Below are 24180 nucleotides of genomic sequence, written 5' to 3' on the forward strand. Positions count from 1 at the left end.
GGATGAGGCAATGAAGAAATTAAAGAAAAAGAGACTCAGTCGATCGGGACGAGTTATGGTCGCTTTTTTGGTTTTATTAGTACCTGTTGCTGTCACGCTCTTTACGATTTCCGCCATTCTTTGGGTGAATTTCGGAAAACACGACACGATTAAAGAAACGGCTACGGCGTTATTTCATATTCAAGACCGAAAAACTGGAGAAGCCGTCCCACAGGAATTTATTCCAATCTATATCGAGGCAGCAAAAGAATACAATATTCCGTGGACATTGCTTGCAGCGCATCACCGCATTGAGACCAGGTTCTCTACAATGAAAGCCGACGTCTCACCAGTTGGTGCAGAAGGACCGATGCAGTTCATGCCATGTACGTTCGTCGGCTGGGATTATCCTGGTTGCAAGGAATTGGGCAAAGGAGATATTCCTGAACGTGATAAGATTGATCCAGCGGTGATTAAGCAATATGGTGGTTACGGTGTCGATGCAAACGGTGACGGAATAGCGGACCCATTTGATATAGAAGATGCCATCTTCAGTGCCGCCCACTATCTATCGGATAGCGGTGCCGCAGACGGGGATATACCGAAAGCTGTTTTCACTTATAATCACAGCGATCAATATGTAGAAGATGTATTGTGGTATTACAATGAGTTCGAGGAGCAACGCAAGGCAACAGAGAAGCAAGTGAAGAAATGAAACGTGGAGTCCACCGAATCTGGTGGCTCCGCGTTTTTTTGATTGATGTAAAGTGGAAGGGAACGTTCAAGAGGCGGGCGTATAGAGCGGTTGTCACCTATCATAGAGCACTTCGCACTGACTATAGAGCGGTTACGGAACATGATAGAGCTTTGGTTTCGTATTATAGAGCGCTTTACGGTGACTATAGAGCGGTTACGCATGGACTATGAGCGTGTAGACGAATGAATAAGCAAAACTTAGTCTACAAAAAAACGTGAAGCGCCTCGAATGGGCCACTTCACGTTTTGATGTTTAGTATTATGAAGCTCTGCGCATACTCTTCATAATCAAGCTAACAATGAATACAAGTACAATCGCACCGATTAACGCGGGTAAGAAATAGAAACTAGAGATCTGTGGACCCCATTCGCCTAATAGTGCACCACCAATCCATGCACCTACAATACCTGCAATGATGTTACCAATGATACCGCCGGGAATATCTCTACCTACAATAAGTCCAGCTAGCCAACCAATGATACCTCCGATAATTAAGAACCATAAAAAGCTCATGTTGCTCATCTCCTTTTCATTATGTTATGTAGCTCTTGCTTAGTATTGGTATTACCATCTTTTTAATACCTCAAACATTTTTCGATAAAAAAGTTCAGACAGGTCAAATGCCTGCTGAACTTTTGTCTGACTTTATTTCGCTATCACGGTTCCGCCCAATGTGTTTTGGAAGTGAGAGAGAGCCCAGTCGTGGCCTGCAGCGTTGAAACTTGCGACGCCGCCTTCATGAACAACAATCGTGTAGCCAAGGTTGTACGCATCGACTGCAGTATGTAAGATGCAAATATCCGTGCATACACCCATAAGATGGATTTCCGTAATACTGCGTGCGCGCAATTGGATATCGAGATCTGTTCCGGCAAATGCACTGTAGCGTGTTTTATCCATCCAACTAATTTCTTGTTTATGATCGGTATAGAGATCCTGCAGTTTCCCATAAAGATTTCTGCCTACTGTGCCTCGAATGTTGTGAGGAGGGAATAGTTTGCTTTCCGGATGGTACGGATCATTTTTTTCATGCACGTCATTAATGATGAATACTGGCAATTGGTGTTGTATATACTCCGTTGTTTGCTCCACAATATACTGCTCAAGCGCGATACCTGGATCACCGCAAGTCAATGCACCGTCCCTTGCTACAAAATCTACTGTATAATCGATAACGAGTAATGCTTTCTTCATACAAAACCTCTCCTTTTCTTTATTTTCTCATAGTGGCGGCTCCGTGTCTAAACATATGTAAAGACACTAAAGACTTCATTACCATACATAATTTCGTAATAAAACATAAAATAGTTATTTATTATTTTCTGGAAATAGATATACAGTAAATGGCATAAACGGCATTTTTACGAGAGAATGTGACGCTATTTGAGAATAGAAACGACTAATTGAGAATTCTTAATGATATTACATTTAGTCATAAGCTTTTCTTATGTATACCTATAAATTATATGTATTTTACTATTGTTCTTTGCTATACTAAGATGGAGTAGAGGAAAGATGGGAACTTTTCGTCTTTCAGTACATAAAGGGAGGAAACATAAAATGGCAAAAAGCAACTTGCATAATAGCCGTCAGTCTTTCAAAGTAAACGACAAGACGTATAACTACTACCGTTTGAAAGCTTTAGAAGAAGCAGGACTAACAAAAGTATCGAAACTTCCTTATTCCGTAAGAGTATTACTAGAATCCGTACTTCGTCAACACGACGGATACGTGATCAAGGACGACCATGTAGAAGATTTGGCTAAATGGGGCACTGTACAAAACGCAGACGCTGAAGTTCCATTCAAACCTTCACGTGTAATTCTACAAGACTTCACAGGAGTTCCTGTTGTAGTAGACTTGGCTTCATTGCGTTCTGCAATGAACGAACTAGGTGGAGATCCAAACGAGATCAATCCTGAAATTCCAGTGGATCTAGTAATTGACCACTCTGTACAAGTAGATAGCTATGGTACGCCAGAAGCTCTACAACTAAATATGGAACTTGAATTCGAACGTAATGCTGAGCGTTACCAGTTCTTGAGCTGGGCACAAAAAGCATACGATAACTACCGTGCAGTACCACCTGCAACGGGTATCGTTCACCAAGTAAACCTTGAATATCTAGCAAACGTTGTTCACGCTGTTGAAAACGAAGATGGATCATTCGAAACATACCCAGATACATTGGTTGGAACGGACTCCCATACAACAATGATCAACGGTATCGGTGTACTTGGATGGGGCGTTGGTGGTATCGAAGCAGAAGCAGGAATGCTTGGACAACCTTCGTATTTCCCAATTCCAGAAGTTATCGGTGTAAAATTGGTTGGCGATCTTCCAGACGGTACAACTGCAACGGACTTGGCGCTTAAAGTAACTCAAATCCTTCGTGCGCAAGGCGTTGTAGGTAAATTTGTTGAGTTCTTCGGCCCTGGCGTTTCTAAATTGCCACTTGCTGACCGTGCGACAATCGCAAACATGGCGCCTGAATATGGTGCTACTTGTGGATTCTTCCCAGTTGACGAAGAATCACTTAACTATATGCGCTTAACAGGCCGCGACGAAGAGCATATTGCAGTAGTTAAGCAATACTTGATCGAAAACGATATGTTCTTCACTCCTGAAAAGGAAGAGCCGACATTCACTAAAGTTGTAGAAATCAACCTTAGCGACATCGCTGCAAACCTTTCAGGTCCTAAACGTCCACAAGACTTGATTCCATTGACTGAAATGCAACAGTCGTTCAAAGACGCAGTTGTAGCTCCAGAAGGAACACAAGGCTTTGGTTTAACACCAAAAGAGCTTAAGAAAAAAGGCACAATTAAGTTCGAAGACGGACGTAAAGTTGAGCTGAAAACGGGTGACGTTGCAATCGCAGCTATCACTTCTTGTACAAACACATCTAACCCTTACGTTATGTTAGCGGCTGGATTGGTTGCGAAGAAGGCTGTTGAAAAAGGACTTACACCTCCTGCATACGTTAAAACTTCATTGGCACCGGGTTCAAAAGTCGTAACAGGCTACTTGAACGAATCAGGTCTAACTGATTACTTGGATCAAATCGGATTCAACACTGTAGGTTACGGATGTACTACATGTATCGGTAACTCCGGTCCATTGCTTCCGGAAATCGAAAAAACAATTGGTGACGAAGATCTTCTCGTTACATCTGTCCTATCAGGTAACCGTAACTTTGAAGGCCGCGTACACCCATTTGTGAAAGCGAACTACTTGGCTTCACCTCCACTAGTTGTAGCATATGCACTAGCTGGAACAGTGAACATTGACTTTGCGAAAGACCCAATCGGAACAGATAAAGACGGCAACGACGTATTCTTCAAAGACATCTGGCCTTCTACACAAGAAGTTAACGATGTATTGAACGCTACAGTTACACCTGAATTGTTCCGTAAAGAATATGCTCGCGTATTCACTGAAAACGAAGCATGGAATGCAATTGAAACGACTGACGATTCACTATACGATTTCGATGAGTCTTCAACGTATATCCAAAACCCACCGTTCTTCGAAAACCTTTCGAAAGAACCAGGTGATATCGAACCGCTTAACGGCTTGCGTGTAATCGGTAAGTTCGGTGATTCTATCACGACTGACCACATTTCACCTGCAGGAGCTATCGGTTTGAATACACCTGCTGGTCTCTACTTGCGTGAAAATGGCGTAGAGCCACGTAACTTCAACTCTTACGGTTCACGTCGTGGTAACCACGAAGTCATGATGCGCGGAACGTTTGCGAACATTCGTATTCGTAACCAAATCGCAGCTGGCACTGAAGGTGGATTCACTACGTACTGGCCAAACAAAGAAGTTATGCCGATCTATGATGCAGCTATGAAGTATCAAGAAGACGGTACGGGTCTAGCTATCCTTGGTGGTAAAGACTACGGAATGGGTTCTTCACGTGACTGGGCAGCAAAAGGTACCAACTTGCTTGGCATCAAAACAGTTATCGTAGAAAGCTTCGAGCGTATTCACCGTTCTAACCTAGTGATGATGGGTGTACTTCCACTTCAATTCATCAATGGTGAAAACGTTGAATCTCTAGGCTTAACTGGTGAAGAAGAAATCTGTGTGAATATCGCTGAAGGCGTAAAACCACGTTCAATCCTTAAAGTTACAGCGAAAGCTCCAGACGGCAAGGAAACTGAATTTGAAGTACTAGCTCGTTTCGACTCTGAAGTTGAAGTGGACTACTACCGTCACGGCGGAATCCTTCAAATGGTTCTACGTAATAAATTAGCAGCAAAGTAATATAGAAATAAGGAAGGATGCTCGGCTAAGCCGGGCATCTTTTTTCGCGTTTTACAGTTTGACTAGCGGGGATATAGTGAAAACCATCGCGTCGGCGCTCATTCATTCGAATAAGCGCTCATAGCTCATGTGTGTCCGCTCTATGGATACCGCCAAGCGCTCTATGATACGAGACCACCGCTCTAGCACGGTCCGTATCGGCTCATACGTAAGCTATATCCGCTCATGTCTCCACGTCTCCACCTACAATTTCCACTCCCATAATGTCTATCACAAGCAATTCACTTTTCCGTTCGCTATACTAGAACATGAGGTGATCACATGTTTACGAGTGAAAAAGAAATCGAAGTGCGTTACGCAGAAACCGATCAGATGGGCGTCGTTTACCATGCCAACTACTTAATTTGGATGGAAATTGGCCGGACTACACTGATCAAAGATCTCGGATACGAATATGCACAGCTTGAGCGCGACGGCTACTTGGCGCCTGTAACCGAGCTGTCAGTGAAGTATAAGTCGTCGATTACATACGGTGAGACCATTACTGTCAAAACGTGGGTCGAGTCGCACGGCAAGCTACGTACGGTCTATGGCTATGAAATCCTGCATGCAGACGGATCGATTGCCGCCACCGGTGTTTCTGAGCACGTAGTAGTGAAAAAAGAAAACTTCCGACCAGTATCCTTGCGCAAAATTCATCCGGAATGGGATGCAACATACACGAAAATTCAGCGAGGCGAAGGCTGATGGCATTTGGAATCGATCGACAGCAATTAAATGAGTGGAAAAATGCGGTACAGCGTGAGGAAATTGCGTTTTTGACACATTATTGGTTAGATGACCGGTTTCCGACAGTCAATACTGTCACAAAAGCGGGATGCAGTGATGTCGAAAAGCTCATAAAGTGGGGAAATACATACGGTTTACAGCCAGAATGGATCCACGCACGCGAAAAATATCCGCATTTCGATTTACTTGGGGAACGTCAAGTAGAAATTTTGAGGCAAGAAGGGCAATTACATCAATTACACCGATTAAAAAATGGTAAGCATCACTCTTTATAGCAGTGATGCTTACCATTTTTCTTGTAATTTACGCTACTTCATAGTCAAAAGATAATTCTTCCGTTGCCGAATCGGCATCAATATGCAAGTCATGTCCATCGAAGAACCAAAGATCTCGTTCTTCTATGTAATAATGCACGCCGTTCACGACGTTTTCGACTGCCAGCTCGTCTGGTTCTTCTTTTGTAATACCTATGGAAAAACCTTCATGTAATGGACTGGATCCGCCATAACGCGCAAAAAACTTTACATAATCGCCTGTAGCGACTTCCATTTCTTCTTCAAACCAATGAATGGCTTGTTTGGATAGGTGAATATTCATGCTCCATACATCCTTTCCCGTGAAAAGTCTATAGCCATTTCACTTTCGGTTCAGATCCATTCTTAATCCGACTAATATTGTCACGATGGCGATAAAAAATGAAAAGGCCCATCAGTGCGACGACTAAAAATAAATACAGATCGCCACCCATAAAGTAATAAATGAGACAGTATAGTGGTCCCATGACAGACACGATGATGGATGTTAACGATACCATCTTTGTCAATTTTAACGCAATTAAAAACGTAATGACGACTAATAAGAAAATGGGCCAATTATAACCGAGTAATACTCCACCAGAAGTCGCAACGGCTTTTCCGCCTCTTAGTCCTGCAAAAATAGGGAAGATGTGTCCAAGTACTGCGACGACTCCAAGAATCAATGGATGAATCGCTGTATCGTGGAATACTGGCCATAACGGCAATAAGACAGCCGCCGTTCCTTTGAAGATGTCTAGCAGTGTGACGACGATGCCAGCTTTTTTTCCGAGTACCCGAAATGTATTCGTCGCACCCATGTTTCCACTGCCATGTTGTCTAACATCCGTTCCATAAAAAAGTTTGCCGATCCACAGAGCGGAAGGGATGGAGCCAAGCAAATAAGCTGCCAGAATGATAACGTAATTTTCCATAGTGAACCCCTTTATGCATGATAAACTATTTTATTATTAGTGTAGCAGATGCATAAGTTCTGGACAATAATAGAATTCTGGAGGAAGATGAAGAACAGCCGGAAAAAGGAATTTCCGCATAAATCGTTCGGTGTGTTGTCATGGTTTGCTCGTTGCATTCCGTACATTTCTTCTATACAATAGGTTGAGCTGAAACAAAACGTTGATTTGACAAGGTTTATCAGAAGATGTATGATTAAAATAATAGAACATTTGTTTGACGGGGGTTTCATTTTGACGAAACAGAAAATACAAAATACGTATGATGATAGTTCCATTCAAATTTTAGAGGGCTTGGAAGCGGTACGAAAAAGGCCGGGAATGTACATCGGTTCGACCGACACAAGAGGTCTGCATCACTTAGTCTACGAAATAGTGGATAACTCGGTGGATGAAGCACTAGCTGGCTTCGGTCATGAAATTGACGTCACAATTCATAAAGACGGCAGTGTCAGCGTACGAGACTACGGACGTGGTATGCCGACCGGGAAGCATGAGTCAGGGAAACCAACTGCTGAAGTAATTATGACAGTCTTGCACGCGGGCGGAAAGTTTGGGCAAGGCGGCTACAAAACGAGTGGTGGCTTACACGGTGTAGGAGCATCCGTTGTCAATGCATTGTCCGAGTGGCTAGAAGTGACGATCCATCGAGAAGGCAAGAAATTTCACCAACGCTTTGAGCATGGCGGTAAACCGACTACAACACTTGAAGAAATCGGTAAAACTCGAGAGACAGGAACCATGATCCATTTTAAACCGGATACGACGATCTTCTCGACAATTAAATATCAATATGACACACTGGCAGAAAGATTGCGTGAGTCCGCTTTTCTATTGAAAGGTTTAAAGATTACGCTAAAAGAAGAAACTACAGATAAGCAAGATATCTTTCATTACGAATCAGGTATTGAAGCGTTTGTCGCCTATTTGAATGAAGAAAAAGAAGTTCTACATAACGTAGCATACCTCGAAGGTGAAGTCGACGGCATTGAAGTCGAATTTGCGTTCCAGTTCAGCGACGGTTATGCTGAAACGATTCTTTCCTTCGTTAACAACGTCCGAACTAAAGACGGAGGGACGCACGAAACCGGTGCCAAAGCTGCTATGACACGTGTGGTGAATGAATATGCACGTAAAGCGGGTTTATTGAAAGAAAAAGATAAAAATCTCGATGGCTCGGATATCCGTGAAGGGATTGCGGCGATCGTTTCCGTACGAATCCCGGAAGAAATCTTGCAGTTTGAAGGTCAAACGAAAGGTAAACTCGGCACGAGTGAAGCACGAACGGTGACAGATGCCGTCATTTCGCAAAAAATGCTGTATTTCCTTGAAGAAAATGCGGAACTGAGCGCAAATCTTGTCCGTAAGGCAATCCGTGCACATCAAGCACGTGAAGCCGCACGAAAAGCGCGTGAAGATGCGCGTTCAGGCAAGAAACGCAAAAAATCCGATACATTGTTATCCGGTAAATTATCCCCGGCACAATCACGTAATGCTGCGAAGAATGAGTTGTATCTAGTTGAAGGTGATTCCGCTGGCGGTTCAGCAAAGCAGGGACGTGATCGTACGTTCCAAGCAATTTTGCCGCTTCGTGGTAAAGTCATCAATACCGAAAAAGCGAAACTCGAAGACATTATGAAAAATGAAGAAATCAACACGATCATCCATGCAGTCGGTGGTGGAGTAGGTGCTGATTTCCAAATCGAAGATGCTGCGTACGACAAAGTGATTATTATGACCGATGCCGATACCGATGGTGCGCACATTCAAGTGCTACTGTTGACGTTCTTCTATCGCTATATGAAGCCGTTAATTGAAGCAGGTAAAGTGTATATCGCATTGCCGCCTTTATTCAAAGTATTTAAAGGTGCCGGTAAAAATGAGAAGCTGGCTTATGCGTGGACGGATGATGATCTAGAGGAAGCTATCGAAAAAGTTGGAAAAGGCTATATGCTTCAACGTTACAAAGGTCTTGGGGAGATGAACGCGGATCAATTATGGGAAACGACGATGGATCCATCGACACGAACGTTGATCCGTGTGACGATTGAAGATGGAGCGAAATCTGAGCGTCGCGTGACCACGTTGATGGGTGATAAAGTCGAACCACGTCGTAAATGGATTGAAGAGAATGTCGATTTCGGCTTGATTGAAGAACATAATATTTTGGATAATGCATATATACATGTTGAGGGGGATACGGAATGACACAGTCAGAAACGTTTCAAGATCTGCCCTTGGAAGAAGTAATTGGTGACCGTTTTGGGCGTTATAGTAAATATATTATCCAAGACCGTGCAATTCCAGATGCACGGGACGGATTAAAGCCGGTACAACGTCGTATTTTGTATGCGATGTTCCATGAAGGCAATACACATGAAAAAGCGTTCCGTAAATCCGCAAAAACTGTCGGTAACGTAATCGGTAACTATCACCCGCACGGTGATACGTCCGTTTACGATGCGATGGTCCGGATGAGTCAATCATGGAAACTGCGTCATGAAATGATAGATATGCAAGGAAATAATGGTTCGGTCGATGGAGACTCCGCGGCCGCAATGCGTTACACCGAAGCACGACTGTCTGCTATCGCGAGTGAGATGTTGCGCGATATCCGCAAAGAAACAGTCGATTTTGCATTCAACTTTGACGATACAGAACTTGAACCAACCGTTTTACCTGGACGTTTCCCGAATTTGCTAGTGAATGGTTCTACAGGTATCTCTGCAGGGTACGCGACCGATATTCCGCCTCACGCCCTGCATGAAGTGATCGATGCCGTGTTGATGCGCTTGAAAAAGCCGAATGTCAGCGTGGATGAGCTAATGACAGTCATTCCTGGGCCCGATTTCCCGACAGGTGCGATTATTCAAGGGACAGATGGAATCCGTACTGCCTATAAGACAGGTAAAGGGCGTTTCATTATCCGCGCGTTGTGGGAAATTGAGCAGTTAAAAGCAGGTAAATCTCAAATTGTCATTACGGAAATCCCCTATGACGTCAATAAAGCCAATTTAGTGAAGAAGATGGATGAACTGCGCCATGACCGTCGTTTAGACGGTATTGCGGAAATTCGTGATGAATCCGACCGTACAGGAATGCGCATCGTCGTGGAGTTAAAGAAAGAAATCGACGGCACAGCCATCATGCAGTTTTTATTGAAGCATACAGATTTACAGATCACGTACAACTTCAATATGATTGCGATTGCGGGTAGGCGTCCGATGTTAATGTCTCTTCCGATGCTTCTGGACGCGTATATTGATCATCAAAAAGAGGTCATTACACGACGTTCTACCTTCGATATTCGTAAAGCGAAAGAACGATTACATATCGTAGACGGCTTAATAAAAGCCCTATCGATCCTCGATGAAGTCATTAAGACCATTCGCGCGTCAAAAGATAAGAAAGATGCGAAGTTGAATTTGGTCAATGCCTATGAATTCACTGAAGTTCAAGCAGAAGCCATCGTTTCATTGCAATTATACCGATTGACGAATACAGACATAACAGAATTAAAACGTGAGGAACAAGAACTACGTGATTTAATTCAAGAGTTAGAAGCGGTTCTTGCAAGCGAAGCTAAATTGAAATCTGTTTTGGTGAAAGAAATCAAAGCCATCCGCAAGCAATTTTCCGAACCATGCCGTTCCGTGATTGAAGAAAAAATTGAGGAACTGAAAGTGGATCTCGATATTCTGATCCCTAGCGAAGAAGTCATGGTATCCGTCACAAAAGGCGGTTATGTCAAACGCACCAGCATGCGTTCGTACTCCGCTTCGGGTGGAAAAGGTCAAGAAATGAGAGAACACGATTATAATCTAATCGAATCTGCACTGAATACACAGCATCACTTGCTGTTGTTCACATCATTCGGTAATTACATCTACCAACCAGTCCACGAGCTGCCAGAGATCCGCTGGCGTGACTTAGGGCAGCATCTATCCAGTATTTGCGGACTTGAACCAGGTGAAGAGCTGGTAGACGTGATCGCCCTTGAAAAATTTGATGAAAATAGCAGTGTTTTAACTGCTTCATCCAATGGGAATGTGAAAATATCGAAACTGACTGACTTCCAAGTGCAACGTTTTAACCGTACATTCAAAGCAATGAACGTCAAAAAAGACGATCGATTGGTGGGTGCACGGGTTATAACGGGTAAAGAAGACGTATTATTGGTAAGTAAACAAGCTTATTCACTACGATTTTCCTTGTCAGAGCTCGCCATTACTGGTATACGTACAGGCGGCGTCAAGGGCATTAATCTTAAAGCCGGGGACGAGTTGGTGGCCTTTGAAGTGATTACAGAGCAAGCACGTAATGTATTTGTAGCGACACAGCGTGGAACTGTAAAAAGAATGAACATTTCAGAATTCGAGACAAGCTCTAGAGCACTACGAGGTGTCACAATCATTAAAGAACTCAAATCCAATCCATATCGAGTGGTAGATATGAAGCTTGTGAAAGACGATGAAGAGTTCGTGATTCACACGTCTAAAGGTCTAAAGATAGAGGTGGAGCCAATGTCGATAAAAAATTCTAATCGCCAGTCTACAGGAAGTTCTGTAGTGGACGAAGCGAAAGACGGACAAATCGTGCAAGTAGTGACGGTGAAGAAGGATAGTCAATAACGAATTAGAAAGCGTCCCATGAAGTCAGAACACTTCATGGGACGCTTTTTTGCGTTGTTTTACGTCACAGATTACAAAAAACCTTTCACAAACGATGCACCATCACCCCGAACTTCCATAGAAAAAGCGCTCATCTCTCTTTAAAGTCGTGCCCATCTTGCACAAAAGTCGGGTCTATCTTCACTAGTCAGAAAATAAGAAATAAAAAAGTGCTTACACATCAGGCGATGGGCGTCTGTTCATTTAATAATTCCACTCCTAATAACATTAATTATTTAACGCAAAAAAGAAAAGATAATGGAAAACCCCCTTTGCTATGATTCTACTCAAGCCAGTAAATAGATGATAAGAAAGCATAGAGGTGAAGAGATGATGAAAATGATGAATGAAGTACTACCATCGAATATGGATCTAGATCCCTTATTCAACCCAAAAAGAGTAGCCGTACTAGGTGCTTCGGAAAACACGAATAAAATAGGTTACTTGCAATTGAAAGCGCTACTAGACGCAGGCTTTGAAGGCGAGATCTACCCCATCCATCCTACAGCGAAAGAGATTGGGGAATTACCTTGTTACGCAAGCGTAGGCGATACACCCGAACCAGTCGATTTGGCTATTCTCTGTGTCGGCATTCATCAGGTGGAGAAATGTTTGATCGATTGTGGTGAAAGCGGTGTCAAGGCGGCGATTGTTTTTGCATCCGGCTACTCGGAGATCGGCGAAGAAGGAATGATTGCACAAAACCGCCTGAAAGAAATCGCTGAACAATACGATATGCGATTGATCGGCCCAAACTGTGTAGGCCTTCTCAATACAACAAATGGCTTGATGGGGACATTCTCTCCAGGACTTACGAATGTGCCGCTTGGCAAGAAACGTGAAGTGGGATTTGTTACGCAAAGTGGCGCGTTTGGCGTGTTGACGTATATTGCGGCAGCTCAACATGGATTGACATTTAATTACTTCGTCAGTGTCGGCAATGAAGTCGATGTAAGCTTCTCTGACGTCATTGAATACATGTTGCATGATCCGAAAACAAAAGTAGCAAGCGGCTATTTGGAAGGCGAGAAAAACGCAGCGAAGTTACGGAAACTAGCGAAATTCGCGCTTCAAATCAATAAACCGATCGTCATCATGAAGTCTGGACGAAGCAGCGCAGGCAGTCGTGCAGCGGCATCACATACTGGCTCATTGGCGGGTGCTGATCAAGTGTATGACGGATTCTTCAAGCAAGCGGGCATTGTGCGTGCAGACGATTACGATGACATTCTTTCATTCTCTAAATTATTCTTGGCCAATAAACTCCCGACAGGCAAAAATACCGTGATCGTCACGAGTTCAGGCGGCAGAGGAATCAACGAAGCGGATCGTTGTGAGTCGTACGGATTAAACATCCGTGCGCTAAGCGATAAAGTGCGAAAAGATATCGAGAAAAACATTCCCGATTTTGCAAGCGCTTCCAACCCGGTTGATTTAACCGCAGCCGCATCGATCACCAATCCGGAATTGTATCTCGCACCATTAAAAGTACTCGTCAAGGATCCCGATACGGACATCATCTTATTTCCTGAGTTCCCTATTCACTGGGATGAAAACACGCCGCTTCTTCAGGAATTCGTTGAGATCTGCAAGAACTCGGATAAGTTCGTGATGATATCGAACTTCCCGCTAAAAGGCATGTCGATTCCAAAAGGTGTTCAGTATCTCGAGGATAACGGCATTCCGTTTATTCTCGGTGATATGAATCCTATCCGCTCGTTGGCAAAATTAGTGGAGTATGCAGAGGCATACAGAAAGGCGCATAAAATCAGCGACGAGCCTACAAAAACAGAACTAGACGTATCGAACATCCGGCACTTGTTACCCGCCAGTCAAACGTTGAGCGAATCACAGTCGAGCGAAATCCTCTCCGCATACGGTATTCGCACAGCGAAGCGAATCACTGCCAAGTCGGCGGATGACGCGGTACAAGTTGCGAATCACATGGGGTATCCGGTCGTCATGAAAATCGATTCGCCTGATATTCCGCATAAGACGGAAGTCAACGGCATTCGGCTGAATGTCCAGAACGGGGTGGAAGTACGCCAGGCTTTCAAGGAAATCTACGGCAGTGCAAAAGAACATTGCCCGACAGCGGACCTTCACGGCATATCCATCCAGGAAATGTTGCCGGAAGGCGTGGAAGTCATCGTTGGTGTAACGAGTGATCCGACATTCGGTCCTGTCATTATGTTTGGTCTCGGCGGTGTCTTTGTAGAAGTCTTCAAAGATGTATCATTCCGTGTCGCACCGATTACAAGACAAGATGCTATCGATATGATGGAAAGCTTGAAGGGCTATCAAATCCTACAAGGCGTACGCAATAAAAAGCCCGTCGATCAAGAAGCAATCATCGACGTGTTACTGAAAGTTTCCAGATTAATTGAAGACTACTCGGATATCATTCAGGAAATAGACATTAACCCGTTTATCGTTTACGAAGACGGAATTGTAGCGGCAGATGCATTGATCATCACGAAATGAGAGGAGGATGGAAAATGGACTTGGATAAAAGCGTTGTAGGCTTAACGAGCGATGAATACGTGTTTGAAGTAGAAAGTCGGCATGTTGGCCAGTTCGTCACTGCCATTGGAGACGACAATCCACTCTATACGGACGACCAGTATGCGAAGGAGTCGGCGTACGTCGGGCTAATTGTCCCACCGACATTCCCGATTGCGATGAACGACGGCAAAGTCAAAATGCCCTTACAACTGGACCACCGCCGGATGCTACACGGTGAGCAGGAATTCCTTTACTACAAACCAATCCGCATAGGCGATCAACTACGTTGCCAGATCAAAGTACGTGATCTGTATGACAAAGAAGGAAAGAGCGGCAAGATGCAGTTCCTGAAGCTCGATACGGAAATGAAAGACAAGGCAGGCGAACTCGTCTGTATTAGCCGAATGAATATCGTCTATCGCGCAGCGAAAAACTAATGGGAGGGACTTCAGATGATCAAAGACTGGGTGTTGGAAGAATGGATCGCGGATCAGAAACTGGAACCGATGGTGAAGCCACCGATTACGAAAGTGCAACTCGCACAATATGCAGGTGCTTCCGGGGATTTTAATCCGTTGCATCTGGACGATGGGTTTGCGCAGAAAATCGGAATGGATGGAGTCATAGCGCACGGCATGCTCGTCATGGGTTTCCTTGGGGAGTATGTGATGAAAATTGCTGGCAAGAAAGCACGCGTGGTAAATTTCAAGATGCGTTTCGGCAAAATGACGGTACCGGGCGATGAAATACGCTGCTCGGGTGTAGTCAATCGAACATATGAAGAAGAGGGCAAGCGGAGGATCGCACTAGATTTGACGGCCGAGAAAGTATCGGGCGAAGTGGTCGGATCAGGCAGCGCGATCTTACAACTGACATAAACAGACGTGAAATAGGGGGAATATAGCTATGGGAACTATTAAGGACCGCTATGCCATTGTAGGCGTAGGAGAGAGCGAACGCTCAAGAAAATCGGGAACCACGCCTCTGCACTTGGCGCTCGATGCGGCCAACGCAGCAATCAAAGATGCGGGCTTGAAGGCGATGGACATCGACGGATTCATGAACTATAACGAAGGGGATTCCTGTACATCCCATCAATTGGCCACCTATCTAGGTGTTCGACCGAAATATGTGAAGGATATCCAGGGGGGCGGAGCGAGTACGGAAATGCTCATTGCGGATGCAGTGGCGCTCATTGAAGCAGGCCAGCTGAACACGGTATTAATCTATCGTTCGATGAACGGAAGCTCCGGGACTCGTGTAGGTCGCGGATATGATCCCGATATGCTACAAGGAGCACTCGCAGGCGGAAGCTTCGTGATTCCGTACGGATCGGCCAGCCCATCGCAATGGTTCGGCATGTATGCGACACGTCATATGCATGAGACGGGCATTACGAAAGAACATCTCGGGCATGTGTGCTTGAGCTTCTATGAACATGCGCAACGAAATCCAAAAGCATTCCTGCATGGGAAGCCGTTAACGATGGAAAACTATCTCGCTACACCGGATATTAGTTCTCCATTCAATATTCATGATTCATGCCTAGAACTCGATGAAGGAAATGCGATCATCGTAACGTCTGCTGAAAAAGCGAAAGACTGTGCGTCGAAACCGGTCTATATCATGGGAATGGCGGCAAGACAATGTCATCCGCACGCGCACTACTGGAATGATATCGACCAAGTCGCTTCTGATTACGTAGCGGTAGAGCTCTATGAAAATGCGGGTGTGACACCGGACGATATTGATGTTGCCTCCATCTATGATTGTTTCAGCTGGGTTGTTATGCGACAGCTTGAAGCATACGGATTTGCGAAACGCGGAGAAGTGGGAGATTTCGTTGCAGAAGGTAACTTGAAGATCGGCGGTAAACTGCCAACCAATACAGCGGGCGGCATGTTATCTGAAGGATACACACACGGAATGAACAATGCGATTGAAATCGTCAGACAGTTGCGCCATGACTACGAAGGAACCGACCGCCAAGTAGAAGATTGCAAGATCGGTATTTGTACCGGCTGGGCCGGACCGGATATCGCAGGCGCCATGATCTTACGAAACTAGGAGGAATCACTATGACACAAGCAAGGACTGCTTACCAAAAACCTATTCCATTGAAAGATATAGATAATGCTCCGTACTGGGATGCAGCGGACCAACACCAACTGGCTCTGCAAAAATGTGATGATTGTCATGCATACTCACAACCGCCAGGCCCTACGTGCGCAAAATGCGGAAGTGAAAACGTCAGCTGGGAACAGTTCGGCGACGATATTAAAGCTACAGTCTATTCGTACGTGGTTTCCTACCGCCCATTCTTACCAGGCTTCCAGGATGAGTTACCGACGATTATCGCCCTTGCACAGCTCGACAAAGTGCCGGAAGTGAAAATCATGGGCAATCTCTTGAATTGCCAGGAAAAAGATTTGGAAATCGGGATGCCGATCCAAATGATATGGGTGGATATTACGGAAGACCGTGCATTGCCACAGTGGATTCCCGTTACGAACTGATCGATAGACGAGATAGAAAGGATGAGCGAGTATGGATTTCTCTTTCACGAAAAAAGAAGAAAAATTTAGAACCGAACTACGAACATGGCTTGAAGCCAATCTTCCTGAAGGCTGGCTAGAAGGCAAACGCGACTTGCCGGAAGACTTGGATGAATACTCCCGCGTGTTACGTGCATGGCAAAATAAATTGTATGAAGGCGGATGGGCAGCGATTGCTTGGCCAAAAGAATATGGCGGTCGCAACGCCACCTTGATGGAAGAAATCATCTACCACCAAGAAATGGTACGCGTCAAAGCGCCGCCACTCATCAACTATATCGGGATCCATATGGTAGGTCCTACATTGATCGATATCGGAACGGATGAACAAAAAGAGAAATATTTGAAAAAAATCTTAACAGGCGAAGAAATATGGTGCCAAGGTTATTCAGAACCTGGCGCAGGGTCTGATTTAACAGGCTTGAAAACACGTGCGGTAAAAGACGGCGATCGCTGGCTTATCAATGGTCAGAAAGTCTGGACAAGTTTTGGCCACGTGGCGGATAAATGTTTCCTGTTGACGAGAACGAGTACGCATCCCGAAAAGAAACACCGTGGAATTACCGTGTTCATGATGGATATGCACCAACCGGGAGTCGAAACGGTTCCGATCGTGCAGATGGACGGACATAAAGACTTTAACGAAGTGTATATGACAGACGCTGTGGCGACCGATGCAGATATCGTTGGACAAGTAGACGCAGGCTGGCATGTATTGATTGCCTTAATGCTCCATGAGCGTACAGGAATCGGTGCGGAACTCTTCACACTCGAAAAACAATTCAACGATACCGTGGAACTGGCACAGCAGTATAAAGTAAATGGAAAGCCAGTGATTGAAAATCCTGTAGTCAGACAAAAATTGGCGAATTTTTATGCCCGCGTGCGTGGATCGCTATTGAATTACTATAAAAATCTAACTACTACGATTAAGAACGGTCAACCAGGAGCGGAAACGTCCATCGATAAATTGGTAGTAACCGAATTGAACCAAGCACTCTCAGCATTTGCCGTGGAGATTCAAGGACATCAAGGCGTGCTATTTGATAAAGATGCCGTAGCGGATCCCAAGTGGCAACATGTATTCCTCGCCTCATTCGGACAGACAATTGGTGGCGGTACGAGTGAAGTACAGCGCAATACGATTGGTGAGCGCGTACTAGGATTGCCGAAAGACATGGGTCGTTAATAGATTTGGAGGGATGAAATATGGACTTTTCATTAACAGAAGAGCAAGAAATGTTCCGTGGACATATCCGCAAAATGTTGGATACATTCGGCGGTACACAACTAGCTCGAGAAATGATTGACAATAATCCGGAAAACCTGAAGAAAGTGTACACGATATTAGCTGAACTTGGATGCAGCGGTATCAACATTCCTGAAGAATATGACGGTATGGACTTGGATGCACTCGATCTCGTTCCGACATTCGAAGAGATGGGACGTTCACTAGTACCTGGCTTGTTCATGGAAACTTCCGCGTTGGTAGTACCGACGCTAAAGAAATACGCAACAGAGGAGCAGAAGCAACAATATCTACCAGCGATTGCCTCAGGAGAAAAACTGGTTTCATTCGCAGCACTGGAGCCTTTCAACGACTTCTCCCCAGCAGGTATCCAATGTGCATTAGTACAACAGGACGGACAGTATGTGCTAAACGGCACGAAGACGCTTGTACCGGAAGCGGAACTTGCAGATGCCTTCCTCCTATTGGTACGCACCAATCAAGAGGATCAAGAAGACGGATTGTCTCTTGTGTTGATTGACAAGACAGAAGGGATGAACATCGAGAAGTTATCTTCCTTTGACGAATCAAAACATGTGGCGAAAATTGAATTCAATCATCTAATCATCAAAGAAGATCAAATTATAGGTGAAGTAGACAAGGGATGGATGCAGCTTCAAGAAGGTCTGTTGTACTTCAATGCCGCACTAAGTTCATACATTGTCGGTGCAATGGAAAGTGTTGTCCATATGGCGACGGAATATGCGAAGATTCGGGAGCAGTTCGGCCAAGCGATCGGACGTTTCCAGGCGATCAAACACAGTATCGTCAATATGAAAGTACATTTGGAGATTGCCCGCTCACTAAGCCATTATGCCAACTGGGTAGTAGACACAGACGAGTTCGATCGAGAAGCAGCAGTTTACAGCGCCCGTACATATGCGACGGAGAAATTCATCGAAGTCTCGGCACATAACATCCAAATCCACGGTGGAATCGGATTCACGGAAGAAATCGATTGCCATCTATTTGTCAAACGCGCTCGCTATTATGATCAGTATTTAGGTTCCACCCCTTTCTATCAAGAAAAAGTAGTCGCATCACTAGGCTGGTAATTTGAAGGAGGAAAACATATGACGAACGTATCCGAGAAATCCAAATTGACGACTTACGGCAATATCATCAACGGCCAGTCCGTACAGGCGCAAGACGGAGCTGTATCAAACAGTATCGATCCATCTACAGCGGAAGTATGGGCAACCATTCCTTCTAGTAAAAAGGAAGACGCGGAACGGGTCATCCAAGCAGCACGCGCAGCATTCGATGACTGGGCGAATCTACCCGCCCGTACACGCGGCGATTATCTGCGCAAGATCGGGGATATGATTCCCGAGTATGCTGCGGAGTTGCTTGAACTTGAAACGCGTAATAACGGCTGGGTACTAGATGAGTATCAGTATTTGGCGGAAGTGCTAAAGCAGGTCTGGTACGACGCAGCGGGAGCGGCATCTCTCGTAGGTGCACAAGGTCGTACAGTACAAATGGGCACTGGAGATTTTGGTTTCACCTCACGTAAGCCATACGGGGTAGTAGTCGGAATTTTACCTTGGAACGCACCTTTGTTCACCTTTACGATTAAGGCTGCCTATGCGCTAGCGGCAGGGAATACAGTCATCATAAAACCGTCTGAGAGTGCGGCGGTCGGTTCATTGCGATATGGGGACTTGATTTCACACATTTTACCGCCTGGCGTACTGAATGTCATTTCGGGTGCGGGTCGTGAAATCGGGGATTACCTAGTCTCTCACAAAGAAGTGAATAAAGTGAGTTTGACAGGATCGAAGGCAACAGCGGAGCGCATCACAAAAGCGACTGCGCATTCACCGAAGTCGTTGATCTTTGAACTCGGGGGGAAATCTCCGAATATCGTCTTTGAAGATGCGGACATCGATCAAGCGGTACACGGATTGATCAACGGCATCTTCACACCGAACTCTGGCCAGATTTGTGTAGCAGGTTCACGCATGCTAATCCAGCGATCCATTTATGACGAAGTGATTGGTCGTTTACAAGAGTTGATGACGGACAATGAATTCGTCAAACACGGTGATACGCTGGATATGAACAACACTATGGGGCCTATCGCGAACGAAGCGCAATATCAGTCGGTATGCGGGTTTATCGATGAGGCATCAAAAGAAGAGTATGAAGTCGTCTTCGGAGGGAAGTACGGTGGAGAAGCTGTTCTACCGGGACAACCAGAATTTGCGGATGGTTATTGGGTGCAGCCTACGCTCGTTAAAGTAGCTGACAACAGTTCAAAACTAGCTCGTGAAGAAATTTTCGGTCCTGTGGCGGTTGCTATTCCGTTTGATACGGAAGATGAAGCCATTCAAATCGCGAATGACACGAATTTTGGCCTGGCAGCGGGTGTATGGACACAAAATCTCAGTCTTGCACATCGTATGATTGATAAGCTTCAAGCAGGTAATGTCTGGGTCAATACGTACGCTAGAGTAGGTGCAGATCTTCCGTTTAGCGGCGTTAAAGAGAGCGGTTACGGTACAGACTCGGTTCTGGATTATACAGTAGAAAAAGCTTGTGTCATCAATATCCGGTAAACAGTCCATAACGTCTGATCTGTGGCAGGAGAGCTTCGGTTTTGCGCCAAGCATATCGAAATCTCCTTCTGCAGATCTTCACTTTAAACCACAACTAGATTTGACATAATGAATAAAGCTTGTAAAAACTATGACACTATCGATAAAGGGAGGCCACTACATGAATGAAGCGGCATTGAAAGATCAATCGATTAATAGAGGTTTTTTATTCATAAGTTTCGGAGCATTCTTTATTATGTTAAGTTTAGCAACCCATCTTCCCGCATACCCGCATATGCTGGCGGAATTTAATCTGACGCCAGGATACGCGGTGTGGATGCAACTGGGTCTGGCTGTTGGTTTAACAGGATTCCAGCCTCTACTTGGATGGATTGGCGATTCGTTCGGATTGAAGATCGTCATCCTAATTGGCGGTATGTTCATGGTCGTCGGATCATTGCTCGTAGCATTCTCGTTTTCTTTCTGGGTGCTCGTTCTCGGTTTATTCTTTAAAGGCATCTCGGGTGCGGCGATTGCACCATCGGGAATTGCCTATGCGGGTAAATTCATGGTCGGGACGCAACGCGCGAAAGCGATTGGAACGTTTGCGGCGTTCATCACAATTGGTGCAGTCTTCGGTCCGGTTATTAGCGGTATGATCGTCGACACGGCGAACTGGCAAGCGAGCTTTATATTCACTGCTGTTCTAGGTGGTTTAGGCATTACACTCTTTGCTTTTGTTCCACATGTCAAAGTACAAGCACGTAAGAAGCTGGATGTTCTCGGATTGATTTTTGTCATCGCTTTATTGCTCGGTTTGCTGACGATTCCAACATTCATCAACAGCTTCGGAATCGAATCAGGAATGTGGATTCCCTCATTGCTAGTATTCGTCACTGCGTTGATCATCTTGATCTTTGTAGAGAAAAAACAAAAAGCACCGTTGCTCGATTTGGAGTACGTGGCGAATCGGAACTTCTGGGTACCTACGACGATTGCTGTATTCATCTTCCTTGGTTACTCGGGTGTGATGTACTTATTAACTTTCTTTGTACAGAACGTACAAGGAAAAGCCGCTACAACAGTAGGCTTCCTGCAGATGGCTGTATTCCTAGGAACATCGGTCGCAGCTTATTTAAGCGGAAGAATTATGAAGAAACTGTCAGCGCGATTGATTATGGGATCAGGAATTCTCGTCTTTGCTTCCGGAATCATCATGTTGAATTTCGTGACACTTACTACATCGTTTACGTATTTGTTCATTGCTATGAGTCTGGTCGGTATCGGTGTAGGTTTCCAAACACCCGTAGTGAAAGGTCTTGTCGTATCCAAAGCTTCAACGGAACGAATGAATGTCGTGACATTTACGAATACGGTAATTGAGAACCTTGCACAGAGAATGGGTGCATCATTAGCTCTCGTTGCTTTCTCGATCTTCTCTGCAAGCGGTAATAATGTAGGAGCAATAGTGAATACATCGTGGGTAATAATGGGCTTCATCGTCATTGCATTGTTATTCCTGCCGTTGATTCCTCGAGCAATTCCTGGCATCCACACGAGTGAAGCCGATTTGATCGATACGAACGTTGTGCCGAAAGCGTTACAAACTGAAGAAATCAAATAAATTGTGATGCAAAGTATAGAGAGGAGTCTTTTATATGAATATTTATGTCTTACTGAAAAAAACATTCGACACGGAGGAAGCAATTTCCGTGTCAGGCGGTCGTATTGATGAAAGCGGGGCGGAGTTCATTATTAATCCGTACGACGAATACGCAGTCGAAGAAGCGATCCAGCAACGCGACAAGCACGGCGGAACGGTAACGGTTGTGACGATTGGTGATGAGGACTCAGAGAAGCAATTGCGTACAGCACTTGCGATGGGTGCGGATGAAGCGGTACTCATCAATACGAGTGACGACTTGGATGAAGGAGATCAATTCACGACCGCGAAAATTCTTGAAGCATTTTTTGAAGGAAAAGAAGTGGATTTGATTCTCGCAGGGAATGTGGCAATTGACGAGGCAAGCGGACAAGTAGGGCCTCGTCTTGCGGAGCGTTTAAATATGCCTTTCATTACGACGATCGTCAAGCTGGATATTGAAGACGAAATGGCCAAAATCGAGAAAGACGTCGAAGGGGATCTCGAGAAAATTGAAGTATCCATGCCGGTACTCGTAACGTGCCAGCAAGGACTGAATGAGCCAAGATACACGTCCCTTCCAGGTATCATGAAGGCAAAGAAAAAGCCGCTGGAGCAACTTGAACTCGATGATCTAGATCTCGATGAAGACGAAGTGGAAGCGAAGACGGCTACGATTTCTATTTTCTTACCCCCTAAAAAGCAGGCAGGACGGATTTTGGTAGGCGAAACGGGGGAACAAGTCAAAGAACTGGTCAGCTTATTGTCTAGTGAAGCGAAAGTTATCTAAGCAATCTACGAAACGAAAGGAGTTTTACTATGAGTGAAAAAATACTAGTAATCGGGGAATTGCAGCAAGGGGTTCTTCGTAAAGTAAGTTATGAGACAATTGCAGCGGCAAAACAACTAAATGCCAATGCAGAAATTCTAGCATTGGTACTAGGTGATGGAGACTTGCAGCAACCGGCTGAAGAAATGATTCACTATGGTGCAGATCGTGTCATTACCGTCTCACATGCAAACTTGAGCAATTATACATCAGAAGGCTACGGACAGGTGATCATGGAAGTGATGCAGGACGAAAAGCCATCGGGCATGATCATGGGCCATACGTCAGTCGGTAAAGATGTGACACCTAAAATCGCAAGCCGCTTGGAACTTGGATTGATCTCGGATGCGGTGGCAATCGAAAAAGAAGACGATCAAGTCCTCTTCACTAGACCGATCTACTCCGGTAAAGCGTTTGAAAAGAAAGTGATGAAAGGCGAAGGACTGCTATTCGCCACAATCCGTCCGAATAATATTTCCGCGTTGGAGCCTGACGCTAGCCGGACAGGCGACATCACAGCCAAAGAAGTAGATGTCAAAGACTTGCGTACGATCGTCAAAGAAGTGATCCGCAAGAAAACGGAAGGCGTAGATTTATCGGAAGCGAAAATCGTTATCGCTGGCGGACGCGGCGTTAAGAGCGCTGAAGGATTCAATGCATTGTATGAGCTAGCGGACTTGCTAGGCGGCGCTGTAGGGGCTTCCAGAGGTGCCTGTGATGCGGATTATTGCGATTACTCGCTACAAATCGGTCAAACCGGAAAAGTAGTAACGCCCGATCTCTATATCGCAGTAGGTATTTCAGGAGTGATCCAGCATATGGCAGGCATGTCGAACTCCAAAGTGATTGTCGCAATTAACAGTGACGAAGAAGCGAATATCTTTAAAATGGCAGATTACGGCATCGTCGGCGACTTGTTCGAAGTCCTTCCATTATTCATCGAAGAACTCAAATTACAAGGCGCGTTAGTATCTTAACTACTAACCATTCATAAAACAGCTTGAAAAGTTTGATCAACGAACTTTTCAAGCTGTTTTTTCGTTCTACTCTTTACTACCTATCCCTTCTACTGAACCAAAAGTAA

The 24180-nt window shown here is 45.0% G+C and carries 21 protein-coding genes; 17 read left to right on the forward strand and 4 right to left on the reverse strand.

The features are described from left to right. Positions 1-10: 10 nt before the first annotated feature. On the forward strand, positions 11-694 hold the full coding sequence (locus tag CSV60_RS05615; RefSeq protein WP_099632295.1) for a lytic transglycosylase domain-containing protein: 684 nt from the start codon (positions 11-13) through the stop codon (positions 692-694). 300 nt (positions 695-994) lie between these two features. Here CSV60_RS05615 and CSV60_RS05625 read toward each other — a convergent pair whose 3' ends face one another. Beyond that, a complete protein-coding gene (locus CSV60_RS05625) occupies positions 995-1249 on the reverse strand; it encodes a GlsB/YeaQ/YmgE family stress response membrane protein (RefSeq protein ID WP_099632297.1) in 255 nt (84 codons plus the stop codon). 132 nt (positions 1250-1381) lie between these two features. Then, the gene (locus CSV60_RS05630) at positions 1382-1930 is read right to left on the reverse strand and encodes a cysteine hydrolase family protein (RefSeq protein WP_099636261.1); all 549 of its coding nucleotides are present in this window, start codon (positions 1928-1930) and stop codon (positions 1382-1384) included. Between the two features lie 366 nt (positions 1931-2296). Between CSV60_RS05630 and acnA the strand changes: the two genes are divergently transcribed. The 3 genes from acnA (at position 2297) to CSV60_RS05645 (ending at position 6075) form a co-directional block, all read left to right on the forward strand. Next, on the forward strand, positions 2297-5011 hold the full coding sequence (gene acnA / locus CSV60_RS05635) for an aconitate hydratase AcnA (RefSeq protein ID WP_099632299.1): 2715 nt from the start codon (positions 2297-2299) through the stop codon (positions 5009-5011). Between the two features lie 321 nt (positions 5012-5332). After that, positions 5333-5758: an acyl-CoA thioesterase gene (locus tag CSV60_RS05640; RefSeq protein WP_099632300.1), complete on the forward strand. Its 426-nt coding sequence runs from the start codon at positions 5333-5335 to the stop codon at positions 5756-5758. Further along, on the forward strand, positions 5758-6075 hold the full coding sequence (locus CSV60_RS05645; RefSeq protein WP_099636262.1) for a hypothetical protein: 318 nt from the start codon (positions 5758-5760) through the stop codon (positions 6073-6075). Before CSV60_RS05640 ends, CSV60_RS05645 begins: the two co-directional genes overlap by 1 nt. A gap of 28 nt (positions 6076-6103) precedes the next feature. Here CSV60_RS05645 and CSV60_RS05650 read toward each other — a convergent pair whose 3' ends face one another. Both CSV60_RS05650 and plsY read right to left on the reverse strand, forming a co-directional pair. Beyond that, complete coding sequence (locus CSV60_RS05650; protein ID WP_099636263.1) at positions 6104-6397, reverse strand: HesB/YadR/YfhF family protein; 294 nt, start codon at positions 6395-6397, stop codon at positions 6104-6106. 28 nt (positions 6398-6425) lie between these two features. Further along, entirely contained in the window at positions 6426-7028 is a 603-nt protein-coding gene (gene plsY, locus CSV60_RS05655; protein ID WP_099632303.1) for a glycerol-3-phosphate 1-O-acyltransferase PlsY, read from the reverse strand. 231 nt (positions 7029-7259) lie between these two features. On the opposite strand from plsY, the gene parE reads away from it, so the two are divergent. From parE to CSV60_RS05720, 13 genes are all read left to right on the forward strand, one after another. Continuing rightward, a complete protein-coding gene (gene parE, locus CSV60_RS05660; protein WP_233189545.1) occupies positions 7260-9275 on the forward strand; it encodes a DNA topoisomerase IV subunit B in 2016 nt (671 codons plus the stop codon). Beyond that, on the forward strand, positions 9272-11698 hold the full coding sequence (gene parC / locus CSV60_RS05665) for a DNA topoisomerase IV subunit A (protein WP_099636265.1): 2427 nt from the start codon (positions 9272-9274) through the stop codon (positions 11696-11698). Before parE ends, parC begins: the two co-directional genes overlap by 4 nt. Before the next feature lie 369 nt (positions 11699-12067). Continuing rightward, the gene (locus tag CSV60_RS05670) at positions 12068-14221 is read left to right on the forward strand and encodes an acetate--CoA ligase family protein (protein ID WP_233189546.1); all 2154 of its coding nucleotides are present in this window, start codon (positions 12068-12070) and stop codon (positions 14219-14221) included. A 14-nt stretch (positions 14222-14235) separates the two neighbouring features. After that, the gene (locus CSV60_RS05675; protein ID WP_099636266.1) at positions 14236-14679 is read left to right on the forward strand and encodes an FAS1-like dehydratase domain-containing protein; all 444 of its coding nucleotides are present in this window, start codon (positions 14236-14238) and stop codon (positions 14677-14679) included. A gap of 15 nt (positions 14680-14694) precedes the next feature. Beyond that, positions 14695-15120 carry a MaoC/PaaZ C-terminal domain-containing protein gene (locus CSV60_RS05680; RefSeq protein ID WP_099636267.1) on the forward strand — a complete coding sequence of 142 codons (426 nt, stop codon included), beginning with the start codon at positions 14695-14697 and terminating at the stop codon, positions 15118-15120. Between the two features lie 28 nt (positions 15121-15148). Further along, positions 15149-16309, forward strand: a complete 1161-nt coding sequence (locus CSV60_RS05685; RefSeq protein WP_099636268.1) for a thiolase C-terminal domain-containing protein — start codon at positions 15149-15151, stop codon at positions 16307-16309. An 11-nt stretch (positions 16310-16320) separates the two neighbouring features. Then, positions 16321-16758: a Zn-ribbon domain-containing OB-fold protein gene (locus CSV60_RS05690; protein ID WP_099636269.1), complete on the forward strand. Its 438-nt coding sequence runs from the start codon at positions 16321-16323 to the stop codon at positions 16756-16758. A 31-nt stretch (positions 16759-16789) separates the two neighbouring features. Beyond that, positions 16790-17986: an acyl-CoA dehydrogenase family protein gene (locus tag CSV60_RS05695; RefSeq protein ID WP_099632310.1), complete on the forward strand. Its 1197-nt coding sequence runs from the start codon at positions 16790-16792 to the stop codon at positions 17984-17986. 20 nt (positions 17987-18006) lie between these two features. Beyond that, positions 18007-19140 carry an acyl-CoA dehydrogenase family protein gene (locus tag CSV60_RS05700; protein ID WP_099636270.1) on the forward strand — a complete coding sequence of 378 codons (1134 nt, stop codon included), beginning with the start codon at positions 18007-18009 and terminating at the stop codon, positions 19138-19140. A gap of 18 nt (positions 19141-19158) precedes the next feature. Further along, positions 19159-20646: an aldehyde dehydrogenase family protein gene (locus tag CSV60_RS05705; RefSeq protein ID WP_099636271.1), complete on the forward strand. Its 1488-nt coding sequence runs from the start codon at positions 19159-19161 to the stop codon at positions 20644-20646. Between the two features lie 160 nt (positions 20647-20806). Continuing rightward, positions 20807-22249 (forward strand): MFS transporter, encoded by a 1443-nt coding sequence (locus CSV60_RS05710; protein ID WP_099636272.1) that lies wholly within the window; start codon positions 20807-20809, stop codon positions 22247-22249. Between the two features lie 34 nt (positions 22250-22283). Next, on the forward strand, positions 22284-23057 hold the full coding sequence (locus tag CSV60_RS05715) for an electron transfer flavoprotein subunit beta/FixA family protein (protein ID WP_099636273.1): 774 nt from the start codon (positions 22284-22286) through the stop codon (positions 23055-23057). Between the two features lie 29 nt (positions 23058-23086). Further along, positions 23087-24073 (forward strand): electron transfer flavoprotein subunit alpha/FixB family protein, encoded by a 987-nt coding sequence (locus CSV60_RS05720; RefSeq protein WP_099636274.1) that lies wholly within the window; start codon positions 23087-23089, stop codon positions 24071-24073. Positions 24074-24180 lie beyond the last annotated feature (107 nt).

Origin of the sequence: Sporosarcina sp. P7 (genome assembly GCF_002743425.1) — a bacterium.
Lineage (GTDB): Bacteria > Bacillota > Bacilli > Bacillales_A > Planococcaceae > Sporosarcina.